This is a genomic window from Nocardia sp. NBC_01377, from assembly GCF_045040005.1.
GTDB lineage: Bacteria > Actinomycetota > Actinomycetes > Mycobacteriales > Mycobacteriaceae > Nocardia > Nocardia noduli.
The window spans coordinates 6,804,847-6,817,441 of the sequence record NZ_CP109566.1 but is presented as its reverse complement, the minus strand read 5'-3'; the positions used below and the strand labels follow the sequence as shown (position 1 = coordinate 6,817,441).

The 12,595-nt window shown below is 66.2% G+C and carries 9 protein-coding genes; 6 read left to right on the top strand and 3 right to left on the bottom strand.

Annotated features, from left to right (window positions below; all coding sequences use genetic code 11):
* Window positions 1–24: 24 nt before the first annotated feature.
* Both alc and puuE read left to right on the top strand, forming a co-directional pair.
* A complete protein-coding gene (gene alc / locus OG225_RS31425; RefSeq protein ID WP_357787689.1) occupies window positions 25–1,005 on the top strand; it encodes an allantoicase in 981 nt (326 codons plus the stop codon).
* Window positions 1,002–1,940, top strand: coding sequence for an allantoinase PuuE (gene puuE / locus OG225_RS31420; protein WP_405178488.1), 939 nt, complete (start codon window positions 1,002–1,004; stop codon window positions 1,938–1,940). Before alc ends, puuE begins: the two co-directional genes overlap by 4 nt.
* Before the next feature lie 47 nt (window positions 1,941–1,987).
* On the opposite strand, the gene OG225_RS31415 is transcribed toward puuE, so the two are convergent.
* Window positions 1,988–3,082: a lipase family protein gene (locus tag OG225_RS31415; RefSeq protein WP_405178487.1), complete on the bottom strand. Its 1,095-nt coding sequence runs from the start codon at window positions 3,080–3,082 to the stop codon at window positions 1,988–1,990.
* Window positions 3,083–4,099: 1,017 nt separating this feature from the next.
* Here OG225_RS31415 and aceA point away from each other — a divergent pair.
* From aceA to OG225_RS31395, 4 genes are all read left to right on the top strand, one after another.
* Window positions 4,100–5,389 carry an isocitrate lyase gene (gene aceA, locus OG225_RS31410; protein ID WP_405178486.1) on the top strand — a complete coding sequence of 430 codons (1,290 nt, stop codon included), beginning with the start codon at window positions 4,100–4,102 and terminating at the stop codon, window positions 5,387–5,389.
* 343 nt (window positions 5,390–5,732) lie between these two features.
* Window positions 5,733–6,605: a 3-hydroxybutyryl-CoA dehydrogenase gene (locus OG225_RS31405; RefSeq protein ID WP_109528925.1), complete on the top strand. Its 873-nt coding sequence runs from the start codon at window positions 5,733–5,735 to the stop codon at window positions 6,603–6,605.
* Between the two features lie 90 nt (window positions 6,606–6,695).
* Window positions 6,696–8,984, top strand: a complete 2,289-nt coding sequence (gene metE / locus OG225_RS31400) for a 5-methyltetrahydropteroyltriglutamate--homocysteine S-methyltransferase (RefSeq protein ID WP_405178485.1) — start codon at window positions 6,696–6,698, stop codon at window positions 8,982–8,984.
* A gap of 591 nt (window positions 8,985–9,575) precedes the next feature.
* Window positions 9,576–10,001: a VOC family protein gene (locus tag OG225_RS31395; RefSeq protein ID WP_405178484.1), complete on the top strand. Its 426-nt coding sequence runs from the start codon at window positions 9,576–9,578 to the stop codon at window positions 9,999–10,001.
* Between the two features lie 168 nt (window positions 10,002–10,169).
* Here the strand turns inward: OG225_RS31395 and OG225_RS31390 are convergent, their stop codons facing one another.
* Both OG225_RS31390 and OG225_RS31385 read right to left on the bottom strand, forming a co-directional pair.
* Window positions 10,170–11,384, bottom strand: coding sequence for an AI-2E family transporter (locus OG225_RS31390; RefSeq protein WP_405178483.1), 1,215 nt, complete (start codon window positions 11,382–11,384; stop codon window positions 10,170–10,172).
* Window positions 11,385–11,439: 55 nt separating this feature from the next.
* On the bottom strand, window positions 11,440–12,492 hold the full coding sequence (locus OG225_RS31385) for an NAD(P)-dependent alcohol dehydrogenase (protein WP_405178482.1): 1,053 nt from the start codon (window positions 12,490–12,492) through the stop codon (window positions 11,440–11,442).
* Window positions 12,493–12,595 lie beyond the last annotated feature (103 nt).

Below are 12,595 nucleotides of genomic sequence, written 5' to 3'. Positions count from 1 at the left end.
GACGACGACCGCAGCACAGGAGGTATGGTGAACGAACTGATCGGCGATGAGGATTTCACGCTGTTCCCGGACCTGGCCGTCCGCCCCCTCGGCGGTTCGGTGATCTGGGCGAACGACGAATCCTTCGCGGAGAAGGAGAATTTGATCAATCCGGGACCGTCGGAGTATCAGCCGTCGACCTTCGGACACAAAGGCCAGATCTACGATGGCTGGGAAACCCGCAGGCATCGCGGCGAACCCGGAGACGACAGCGCGATCGTCCGTCTCGGGGTGCCGGGAGTGATCCGGGGCATCGTGGTCGACACCGCCTGGTTCACCGGCAACTATCCGCCCGCTGTCTCGGTGTCGGCGCTGGAGATCGCGGGCTATCCGCCCGCCGAGTCGATCGCCGAGCGCACCGACTGGGTGAGTTTGATCGACCGGGCACAGGTCAAGGGCGACAGCCGCAACCCCTTCCCGATCACCGACGAGAACCGTTGGACCCATGTGAAACTCACCATGCATCCGGACGGCGGCGTCGCGCGGCTACGGGTCCACGGCGAGGGTAGGCCGGATCGGGAACTGCTCGGACTCGGCCCGCTCGACCTGGCCGCGCTGGAGAACGGCGCGCTGGTACTGGACTGCTCGAACCGCTTCTACAGCTCACCGAATCAGCTGCTCTATCCCGGTCTGGCCCGGAAGATGGGCGACGGCTGGGAGACCGCGCGCCGCCGCGACGACGGCAACGACTGGGTGCGCATCCGCCTGGCCGGGCCCGGACTGGTCCGGCTCGCCGAGATCGACACCTCCTACTTTCTCGGTAACAGCCCCGGCTCGGCCAGGCTGACCGGCCGCACCACCGACGGCACCGAGGTGGAACTGCTGCCGCGCACCCCGCTGCTGCCCGACACCAGACATCGTTTCGCGGTGACGCCGATGGCGGCCTCGGTCGAGGAGGTCCGGCTCGACGTCTATCCCGATGGCGGACTGGCCCGCCTTCGGCTGTTCGGGGAGTTCGGCGGATGACCGCCGATCGCGACCTCATCGGCTACGGCCGCACGCCACCGGACCCGAAATGGCCGGGCGGCGCGCGCATCGCGGTGCAATTCGTCCTCAATTACGAGGAGGGCGGGGAGAACAATGTCCTGTACGGGGACACCCATTCGGAGACGTTCCTCTCGGAGATGACTCCGGCCGAGGCATTCCCCGATCGCCACATGAGTATGGAATCGCTCTACGAATACGGTTCGCGAGCCGGGCTGTGGCGGGTATTGCGGGCATTCGAACGGCGCGGTCTTCCGCTGACAATATTCGCCGTGGCACAGGCGATGCGGGCCAATCCGGAGGCGGTCGCCGCCTTTCGGGAACTCGGACACGAAATCGCGAGCCACGGATTGCGCTGGAAGAGTTATCAGTCGATCGATCGCGACACCGAACGCGCGCATATGGCCGAAGCGGTACGGCTGCTCACCGAGTTGACCGGTTCGCGTCCACTGGGCTGGTACACAGGGCGGGACTCACCGAACACCCGCGAACTCGTGGTCGAACACGGCGGTTTCGTCTACGACTCCGATTCCTACGCCGACGACCTGCCGTACTGGGTCACCGTGCGCGGCACCGACCATCTGGTGGTGCCCTACACACTCGACACGAACGATATGCGTTTCGCCTCCCCGGCGGGCTTCCCGTCCGGCGAGCAGTTCTTCGCACACCTCCGCGACGCGTTCGACGTGCTGTATCGCGAGGGCACCGAAGGCAGTCCGAAGATGCTCTCGGTCGGATTGCACTGCCGCCTGGTCGGCAGGCCCGCCCGTACCGCGGCCCTGGAACGGTTCCTCGATCACGTTCAAACGCACGAGCGGGTGTGGATACCCCGACGTATCGATATCGCCGAACACTGGCGCGCGACGCATCCGCCCGCTCTCACTTCCCACAACGGGTTGTCGGCGGCGGGCAACTGAGGCCGCGATCGTATCCGGTCCCGTCGTGGACGGGACCGGACACCGGATCAAGCGAACAGTCCGCGCACGAACGGGATCGAATCCACCAGTGAGGCGTTCACGGTCCCGTTGTGATCCTCGGGATAGGTGTGCAGCGTGACAGGTTGCCCGCCCGCTTCCAGTCGCGCGGCGAACAGCAGGGTCGCTGGGGTGATCACATCGGTGTCGCGCAGTCCCTGGCCGAGGAACAGCGGCCGGTCGTATCCGGATTCGGGCAGACCCATGGTCCGGGTGAGGACGCCGAGCAGATCCGGCACCTGTGAGAGCGGGCGTGCGAACTGATCGCCGATCACCACGTTGTTCGCGGCGAGTTCGTCACCGAACGGGTCGATGCATTCCGTCCGCGCCCGTTCCAGCCATCGCCTGCCGGATTCGGTCAGATACGACTCGATACCCAGTTCGGGATAGGTGACGGTCAACCCGTTGAGTATGTAGAAGACGTAGGCGGTCGTGTGCGCGCCGAGTTCGATCGGCGGCACGCCGGGGCCGAGCGGCAACAGGATGTTCTCGATATAGGCGGGCACCCCGGTGCCGACCGCGCCGCGATAGTCGAGTTCCGGCCCGCCGAATTCGGTGGCGTAGCGGGCCGTGTACACGGCGGCGCCACCACCCTGCGACTGACCGACCACCGCCCATTTCCTCGACAGTGTCGGGAAACGTTTCGTCGCCGCCGCGACCGCGTCGACCACGTTGTGCGCCTCGACCGTGCCGTTCAGATACGGATGCTCACCCGGTGTGCCGAGTCCGGCGTAATCGGCCGCCACGATCGCGTACCCCTGATCCAGCCAGGTCCCGAGATAGGCCCAATCGCGGTCGACGGCGGCGGGACCGGCGACACTGTAGGCGCAATCGTCACCCAACCCGACGGTGCCGTGCGCCCACGCGATCACCGGCCAACCACCCGCGGGCGGTTCACCGGGCGGGAAGTACACCGCTGCGCTCGCGGTTGTCGGCTGGTCGCGCACGGTGGTCGAGCTGTACAGGATGCGAGTCGAGTCGTGTGAGCCCGGCAGGGTCGCGGCGGCGGAAAGCGGTTCCACGGACAGGACGGTTCCGGTCGCGACGGGTTCCGCGTTCGCGGCCGGCAGATTCAGCAGATTCAACAGAACTGTGATTATGGCGGCCGGGGCCGCGTGTCCGCGGCCCCCTTTGTCTCGCGTCCGAGCGGTCGAGACTCGCGACTGCGTCGCATGCGCTTCGACCGCTCGGACGCGAGACGGGCCGCGGACGGGCGCTCGTAAGGCTCGCGCCTTCGGTGTGTGCGCTTCGACCGTTCGGACGCCGCGAGACGGGCCGCGGACGAGGGCTCGTAAGGCTCGCGCCTTCGGTGTGTGCGCTTCGACCGTTCGGACGCCGCGAGACGGGCCGCGGACGAGGGCTCGTAAGGCTCGCGCCTTCGGTGTGTGCGCTTCGACCGTTCGGACGCCGCGAGACGGGCCGCGGACGAGGGCTCGTAAGGCTCGCGCCTTCGGTGCGTGCGCTTCGACCGTTCGGATGTGAGACGGGCCGCGCGGGAGCGCGCGTAAGGCTCGCGCCGTGGGGGGTGGGGGCGGTGCGAGAGGGGGCGCGCCGGTGGGGGAGGTTTTCGGGGGGTTGTCGCTCATATGACTCGCTCCGGGGGGAGATTGTCGCTCGGTACGGCTCGCTCGGGGGGAGAGCGGGTCGTTTCGGGGGAACTGGACGTGTGTCCGACTCTGGGGATGTCGGTTCCGAGTGTGCCGTATCGGGGGTTGTGGGCGGCGTGGGGGAGTGGGGGCGGTCACGTCGGGGGTAGGCGCGGGGGTTGTGAAGGTGCTCACAGGGGGGAAGTTCGAGGGGGTTCGGGGAGTGGAAAGAGGCGTGTCTCAAACAGTACGAGCGTTACGGGAAACCGCATGTCAGGGCTACCGGTGAGTAGGATTGTTACTTGCAATTCGCCCGCAAATTTCGCAGAGTTAGCAAAAGGTGGTGCAAACCTAGCGGAGATTCACAGTTGCAACAGGTAGACGGCTATTTCCTGGTGTGCCATCGTGTGGAAGTACACCCCGAGGCCATAGCAAGCCTGCAAATTGCCGCCACAGCAGTTCGAGAGAACTCCCGGCGAGCGGCACATACCGACCCAAAGAGAAGTGGAGTAAGAGATGTCGACGACCGGCACCCCGAAAACCGCTGCGGAAATTCAGCAGGATTGGGACACCAACCCCCGTTGGAAGGGCCTGACCCGCAACTACACGGCGGAGCAGGTGTCGAAGCTCCAGGGCACCGTCATCGAAGAGGCGACCCTCGCTCGTCGTGGCTCCGAGATCCTGTGGGATCTGGTCAACAACGAGGACTACATCAACTCCCTCGGCGCCCTCACCGGCAACATGGCGGTCCAGCAGGTCCGCGCGGGCCTCAAGGCCATCTACCTGTCGGGCTGGCAGGTCGCCGGTGACGCGAACCTATCCGGGCACACCTACCCGGACCAGTCGCTCTACCCGGCCAACTCGGTTCCGGCCGTGGTCCGTCGCATCAACAACGCGCTGCTGCGCGCCGACGAGATCGCCAAGGTCGAGGGCGACACCTCCGTGTCGAACTGGCTGGCCCCGATCGTGGCCGACGCCGAAGCCGGCTTCGGTGGCGCGCTCAACGCCTACGAACTCCAGAAGGCCATGATCGCCGCCGGCGCAGCCGGTGTGCACTGGGAAGACCAGCTGGCCTCCGAGAAGAAGTGCGGCCACCTCGGTGGCAAGGTGCTCATCCCCACCCAGCAGCACATCCGCACCCTGACCTCCGCGCGTCTGGCCTCCGACGTCGCCGACGTGCCCTCGGTGATCATCGCCCGCACCGACGCCGAAGCCGCCACCCTGATCACCTCGGACGTGGACGAGCGCGACAAGGAATTCCTCGACGGCACCCGCACCGCCGAAGGCTTCTTCGGTGTGAAGAACGGCATCGAGCCCTGCATCGCGCGCGCCAAGGCCTACGCCCCCTACTCCGACCTCATCTGGATGGAAACCGGCGTGCCGGACCTCGAGGTCGCCCGCAAGTTCGCCGAATCCGTTCGCGGTGAATTCCCGGACCAGCTGCTGGCCTACAACTGCTCGCCCTCCTTCAACTGGAAGGCGCACCTGGACGACGCGACCATCGCGAAGTTCCAGCGTGAACTCGGCGCGATGGGCTTCAAGTTCCAGTTCATCACCCTGGCCGGCTTCCACTCGCTCAACTACGGCATGTTCGACCTCGCCTACGGCTACGCCCGCGAGGGCATGACCGCCTTCGTCGACCTGCAGGAACGCGAGTTCAAGGCCGCCGCCGAGCGCGGCTTCACCGCCATCAAGCACCAGCGTGAGGTCGGTGCGGGCTACTTCGACACCATCGCCACCACCGTCGACCCGAACACCTCGACGGCGGCGCTGAAGGGCTCCACCGAAGAAGGTCAGTTCCACTGAGATTTGGCGGCCCGGGGGCCGCGGGTTCGCGGCCCCCTTATGTCTCGCATTCGAGTGGTCGAGACTCGCGACTTCGTCGCATGCGCTTCGACCACTCGAATGCGAGACGGGCCGCGAACGGTCGCTCGTATGACTCGCTCCGTGGGGTGAGATCGTTACCCGGTCGGCTCGCTCCGAGCCCGCGATCCTCTACTCCGGTAGGGGGTGTACCGCCCTCCCCGCCGAACAGCCCCGGCGGGGAGGGCGTCCCTATACCTTTGACCATCGAAGGCGATGTTCGTACACCGGACGCCCTTCACCACAAGCCAACCCGACTAGCCAGACCAACCAGCAGGAGCGGGACGTGAGCAGCGAGAAGATTCAGCGCGTCGGCATCATCGGCGCCGGACAAATGGGTGCCGGAATCGCGGAGGTGTGCGCGCGTGCGCATGTCGACGTGCTCGTCTACGAACAGACCAGAGAACTGGCCGCGGCGGGTCGCGCCCGTATCCTGCGGTCGCTCGATCGCGGCGTTTCCAGCGGCAAGATCACCGAGCGTGAGCGAGAGCAGGCGGCCTGGCGGCTGCGCTTCACCTCCGATCTCGGCGATTTCGCCGACCGTCAGCTGGTGGTCGAGGCGGTGCTGGAGAGCGAAGAGGTCAAATCGTCGATCTTCTCCGCGCTCGACAAGGTCGTCACGGATCCGGACGCGGTGCTGGCCTCCAACACCTCTTCCATCCCGATCATGAAGATCGCGGTCGCCACGGCCAATCCCGAACGCGTCGTCGGCATGCACTTCTTCAACCCGGTGCCGGTGCTGCCGCTGGTCGAACTCGTGACCACGCTCAAGACCAGCGAGTCCGTCGCCAAGCGCGCCGAAGCGTTCGCGGGTGAGGTGCTCGGCAAGCAGGTCGTGCGCTCGGCCGACCGCTCCGGTTTCGTGGTGAACGCGCTGCTGGTGCCCTACCTGCTGTCCTCCATCCGGATGGTCGAATCGGGTTTCGCCACCAAAGAAGACGTCGACAAGGCCATGGTCCTCGGCTGTGCCCACCCGATGGGTCCGCTGGCGCTGACCGATCTCGTCGGTCTCGACACCGTGAAATCGATCGCCGACTCGATGTACGCCGAATTCAAGGAGCCGCTGTACTCGGCCCCGCCGCTGCTGATGCGTATGGTCGAAGCCGGGCTGCTCGGCAAAAAGACCGGCGCAGGCTTCTACCAGTACAACCGGGCCTGACGGTCCGCCACAGCAAACCAGGCGCAATTATGTGCGGCGTCCATTCTTCGTAGTGGGCGCCGCACAGGCATCGAAGGGAGCGGCGCGCTCATGGTGAATGTGACCGACGGCTACGGGTCGAGCATTCTCGGATACCCGAGGATCGGCCCGCACCGAGAACTCAAGCGGGCACTCGAGGCCTATTGGCGCGGTGCGATCGCCCGCGACGAACTCCTCGCGGTCGGCCGCGACATCCAGGAGCGCCAGTTCAACGAACTGGCAGCCACCGGCCTGACCCAGGTACCGGGCAACACCTTCTCCTTCTACGACCACATCCTCGACAACGCGCTGCTCTTCGGCGCGGTGCCCAAGCGGTTCGAAGCGTTCCAGGACGTCATGGACCCGCTCGACTTCTACTTCCTGATGGCGCGCGGACGTCCGGATGTGCCCCCGCTCGAACTGGTTCGCTTCTTCAGCAGCAATTACCACTACCGCCAGCCCGAACTCGACGCCGACACCGAATTCTCGCTGCATCCCGACGCGCTGCTCGACGAATTCGACCGCGCCATGGCGCGCGATATCGAATTGCGTCCGGTGGTGCTCGGCCCGCTGTCGCTGCTGCTGCTGTCCAAGGCCGGTCGCCTGCCGGGCCAGACGGAATTCGACACACTCGCGCTGCTCGACCGGCTGCTCCCGGTGTACGAGCAACTGTTCGAGATCCTGGCCAAACGCGGCGCGACCTGTGTGCAGTTGGACGAGCCCGCCTTCACCAGCGAGCGCAGCCCCGCCGAACTGGCCGCGTTCGAGGCCGCCTACCAGCGACTATCCAAAGCCCCGCTGCGCCCGCGCATCCTGGTGACGGGTCAGTACGGCGATTTCGGTGAGGCGCTGACGATCCTGGCCCGCACCAACGTCGAGGCCATCGGCCTGGACCTGGCGGGCCACCGGATCAGCCCGGACGATCTCGCCGAGATCCCCGGAATCCGGCGCAAACGCCTGTACGCGGGCGTGATCAACGGTCGCAATGTGTGGCGCGCGGATCGTTACGTGACGCTGGAATACCTGAACGCGCTCGCGACGGTGTGCCCGGATCTTGTGGTCTCCACCGGAACCACACTGCTGCACGTGCCCTACGACGTGCTCGCCGAATACGATATCGACGGAAATGTCGCCGACCGCCTCGCCTTCGCGAAACAGAAGGTGGGCGAAGTGGTTTCGCTCGCCAAGGCGTTGACCGACGGGCCGTCGGACACCTGGCGCAAACGTCCCACCGAAGTGCATTTCAAGCAGAAGCACGCGGTGCGGCAGCGGGTGTACGCGGTCACGCGGGAGATGCGCGAACGCGAACCGTACGAGGTCCGCATGGCGGCGCAACAGGAACGGCTGAATCTGCCGCTGGTGCCCACGACGACACTCGGCTCCTTCCCGCAGACCGGCCGCAGCCGCCAGGCCCGCCACGAACTCGGCGAAGGGCGGCTGTCCTACGACGATTACCGCAAGCAGATCGAGGCCGAGATCGAGGCCACCATCCGATTGCAGGAAGACATCGGCCTCGACGTGCTCGTCCACGGCGAACACGAGCGCAACGACATGATCCAGTACTTCGCCGAACTGCTCGACGGATTCGCGACGACACGTTTCGGCTGGGTCCAGGTGTACGGATCCCGTTGTGTGCGACCGCCGATCATCTACGGCGACGTCTCACGTCCCGCGCCCATGTCCGTCGAATGGACCACCTACGCCCAATCGCTGACCGACAAGCCGGTCAAGGGCATGGTCACCGGTCCGGTCACCATGATCGCGCGGTCCTTCGTGCGCCAGGACCAGCCGTTGCACGAGACCGCCGACCAGGTGGCGCTGGCGATTCGCGACGAGGTCATCGACCTGGAGAAGGCGGGAATCGCCATCATCCAGGTCGACGAACCCGCCATCCGCGAACTGCTGCCCGCCCGCCCGCTCGGACGTGCCGAATATCTGCGCTGGGCTGTCGACGCCTTCCGACTGGCCACCTCGGGAGTCGGCCCGGCCACCCAGATCCACACCCACATCGGCTATTCCGGCCGTGCCGAGGTCGTGGGGGCCATCGAGGAACTCGACGCCGACGTCACCGCGATCGTGGCGACCAGGTCCATCGAATGGGTACTCAAAGCGCTGGCCGAGGATAACGCCTCCGGCCACGGACTCAGCCACGGCGTCGGCCCCGGCGTGTACGAGAGCCGCTCGGCACGGATACCCGATATCGACGAACTCGACGAATTGCTCACCGCGGCAGCCGAAGCCGAAACCCCGCAGCGGCTGTGGGCGAACCCGGACGGCGGCCTCAAGACCCGCCACTACTGGCAGCTGGAACCGTCACTGCGCAACCTGGTCGCAGCGGCCCGCCGCGTGCGCAGAAGGTAATCAGCTGTGATTTTGGCGGCCGGGGCCGCGGGTTCGCGGCCCCCTTTGTCTCGCGTCCGAGCGGTCGAGACTCGCGCCTTCGGCGCATTGCTTCGACCGCTCGGACGCGAGACGGGCCGCGAACAGGGCGCTCGTAAGACTCGCGTCTGTGGTGGGGGCGTTCGACTGGTCGGATGCGGGACGGGCTGTGGACGGGGCGTTCGTAAGATTCGCGTCTGTGGTGGGGGCGTTCGACTGGTCGGATGCGGGACGGGCTGTGGACGGGGCGTTCGTAAGATTCGCGTCTGTGGTGGGGGCGTTCGACTGGTCGGATGCGGGACGGGCTGTGGACGGGGCGTTCGTAAGATTCGCGTCTGTGGTGGGGGCGTTCGACTGGTCGGATGCGGGACGGGCTGTGGACGGGGCGTTCGTAAGATTCGCGTCTGTGGTGGGGGCGTTCGACTGGTCGGATGCGGGACGGGCTGTGGACGGGGCGTTCGTAAGATTCGCGTCTGTGGTGGGGGCGTTCGACTGGTCGGATGCGGGACGGGCTGTGGACGGGGCGTTCGTATGGCTCGCGTCTGTGGTGGGGGTGTGGTCCATGATGGGGGGATGGGTATCGCGGATGACGGCTGGCCTGCCTCTTTGCCTGTCGCGCAGGTGCGGATCGCGCGGCCTACCGATCGGCTCGATGACGTCGTTCGGTTCTATGTGGACGGGCTCGGGTTGCGTGAGTTGTCGCGGTTCGAGAATCACGCGGGGTATGACGGTGTGATGATCGGGCTGCCGGGTAGCGGGTATCACCTCGAGTTCACTACGCATGTCGATGGCAGTCCCGGTGACGCGCCGAGCAACGAGAATCTGCTGGTGTTGTATTTCATTGGTGAGGCGGCCATGGATGCCGTGGTCGCCCGGCTCGGCGAAATGGGTGTCGAGTCGGTGGTCCCGGAGAATCCGTACTGGGAAACCAACGGCGGCAAGGCTTTTCCCGATCCGGATGGGTGGATCGTGATGCTCGTGCCGCAGCCGGTCTTCTGATCTCCAGCATGCCCGCAGTGCATCCGCTGCGGCCCCGCTTGCGAGGGCGCCCGGCGACTCGACACCGCAGGTGCCCGCGGTTCTCGTGTGCTGGGAAGTCGGGTACCGGGTCGATGTTCCGGGGCGGGGTGGGGATCGTCGGAGACCCGCGGCAGTCGGGCCGCCCGATCAGTCGGTGGTGTCCGGGCGGGAGCCGGTGCGGCGCGTGGTCAGCCGGCGGGTCCAGTTTCCGCCGCGTTTCTTCGGCGGATCGGGGGTGGTGCTGTCGGGGTCCACTTCGTAACGGCGGATGTACGCACCGGCGAAGGCTTGCACGGTCGCGGTGACGGGGATGGCGAGTATCGCTCCGGTCGCGCCGAGTAGGGCGGCGCCGGCGATGACGGCGCCGAAGGCCACGGCCGGATGCATGTCGAGGGTGGTCGCGGTGATGCGCGGTTGCAGGACGTAGTTCTCGAATTGCTGGTAGAGCACGATGAATCCGAGAATCCACAGTGCGGTCGCCGGGCTGTCGACCAGGGCGACGATCACCGGAAGCGCACCGGCCAGATAGGTGCCGACGGTGGGGATGAACTGGGACACCACGCCGACCCACAGCGCGAGCGCGAAGGCCGACGGCACATCGAGTACGCGCAGCGCGACGTAGTGCGCGACCGTCGAGCACAGTGCCAGCAGTCCGCGCGAGTAGATGTAGCCCCCGGTCTTCTCCACCGCGATATCCCACGCGCGCAACACATGCCGCTGTTTGGCCGGTGGTAGCAGCGAGCAGACGGCATTGCGGAATCGGGGTCCGTCGGCGGCGAAATAGTAGGTGAACAGCACTACGCCGAGCGCTTGGAACAGCGCGCCGATCGCGGCGGTGCCGATGCCCCAGGCGTTTTCGGCCAGGCCGACCAGATAGCCCTCGAGTTTGTCGCTCCACTCGGTGGCGTACTTCTGGATATCGGTTCCCGAAATATCCTGGTTGAAGGTCTGATTGAACCAGTCGACGACTTGATCGGCGTATTCCGGCGCGTTCTGCACCAGCGTCGTCACCTGGTTCACCAGTAGCGCGCCCAACGTCCACGCGAACGCCACCATGATCAGCGACAGGCCGAGGAAGACCACGCCGGTGGCCAATCCGCGTTTGATGCCGCGCGCGGCCAGCCAGTTCACGGCGGGTTCGATCGCGAAGGCGAGGAACAACGAGACCAGCAGGACGGTCAGCAGGCCCTGTAACCGTTGCAGGACCCAGAAACCCGCGACGAGACCGGCGATCGTGGCCGCCGCGAGCAGGAACGCGCGCAGCAACCACGGGGGTGGACCCGACGTCAGGTCGACGCCAGGGGGCCGCCCCGAGGCGGATGGTGAGACAGCGGGCGGTGGGACGGCTTCTTCCGCGGGCACACAGCCAAACGTACCCACTCCCCGACCCGATCGCCTCGAGACGTCGGTGCGGAACTCAGATCGTCGCGGCGTCGATGACGAAGCGGTACCTGACGTCGCTGGCGACGACCCGGTCGTAGGCGTTGTCGATCTCGTCGGCCGAGATCAATTCGATTTCCGCGCCGATCTCGTACTGGGCGCAGAAATCGAGCATCTCCTGGGTCTGGGCGATACCGCCGATCATCGAACCCGACAGCGAGCGCCGGTAACTCGCGAGCGTGTACGGGCGGATGTCGATCGGTTTCTCGGGCATGCCGAGCACGACCAAGGTGCCGTCGAGATTCAGCAGACGCATGTAGTTGTCGATCGGCAGATCGGCCGACACCGTATTGATGATCAGGTCGAAACGTCCGCGCAGTTCGCGAAAGGTCTGCTTGTCGCCGGTCGCGAAATAGTGGTCGGCGCCGAAACGTCTGCCGTCCTCCTGTTTGCTCAGCGAATGGCTCAGGACGGTGACCTCCGCGCCCATCGCCGAGGCGATCTTCACCGCGACGTGTCCGAGTCCGCCCATGCCGATGATCGCGACCTTCTTACCCGGCCCGGTGTTCCAGTGCCGCAGCGGGGAGAACACCGTGACGCCCGCGCACAGCAGCGGCGCGGCGATATCGAGCCCGATCGCGTCCGGGATCGACACCACGAAATTCTCGGTCACCACGATCTGCGTCGAATAGCCGCCCATGGTGTGGCCCTCCGGCTGCGTCGAAGCGTCGACCGCCGTGTTGTAGGTCATGACGGCGCCCTTGACGCAGTACTGCTCCTCGTCGGCCAGACACGGCGCGCACACACCGCAGGAATCGACCATGCAGCCGACCCCGACCCGATCTCCCACCCGGTGCCGTGACACCGCGACGCCCACGGCGGCGACATGTCCGGTGATCTCGTGCCCGGGCACGCACGGGTATTTCGTGCCGCCCCATTCGTCACGGGCGGCGTGGATATCCGAATGGCAGATGCCCGCGTACGCGATGTCGATCAGCACGTCGCGCGGGCCGAGCTCCCTGCGTTCGATGGTGACCTTCTCGAAGGCGCCATCGGGTGCGGATACGGCGTAGGCGGCGGCATTACTCATGGGTAATGCCTACCTGCGCACGAGCGGGTTTGCCAATCGGCCCGCCCGAGCCCGACCGAAATGATCGAGCTCCGGCCACAATGGGAAGGGCAGGCCAGTCGAC

What these genes read in the sequence shown, in the direction of transcription:
- OG225_RS31385 (WP_405178482.1), bottom strand. Translation starts at nt 12,492, where the DNA reads ATGAGTAATGCCGCCGCCTACGCCGTATCCGCACCCGATGGCGCCTTC.
- OG225_RS31395 (WP_405178484.1), top strand. Translation starts at nt 9,576, where the DNA reads ATGGGTATCGCGGATGACGGCTGGCCTGCCTCTTTGCCTGTCGCGCAG.
- aceA (WP_405178486.1), top strand. Translation starts at nt 4,100, where the DNA reads ATGTCGACGACCGGCACCCCGAAAACCGCTGCGGAAATTCAGCAGGAT.
- alc (WP_357787689.1), top strand. Translation starts at nt 25, where the DNA reads ATGGTGAACGAACTGATCGGCGATGAGGATTTCACGCTGTTCCCGGAC.
- metE (WP_405178485.1), top strand. Translation starts at nt 6,696, where the DNA reads ATGGTGAATGTGACCGACGGCTACGGGTCGAGCATTCTCGGATACCCG.
- puuE (WP_405178488.1), top strand. Translation starts at nt 1,002, where the DNA reads ATGACCGCCGATCGCGACCTCATCGGCTACGGCCGCACGCCACCGGAC.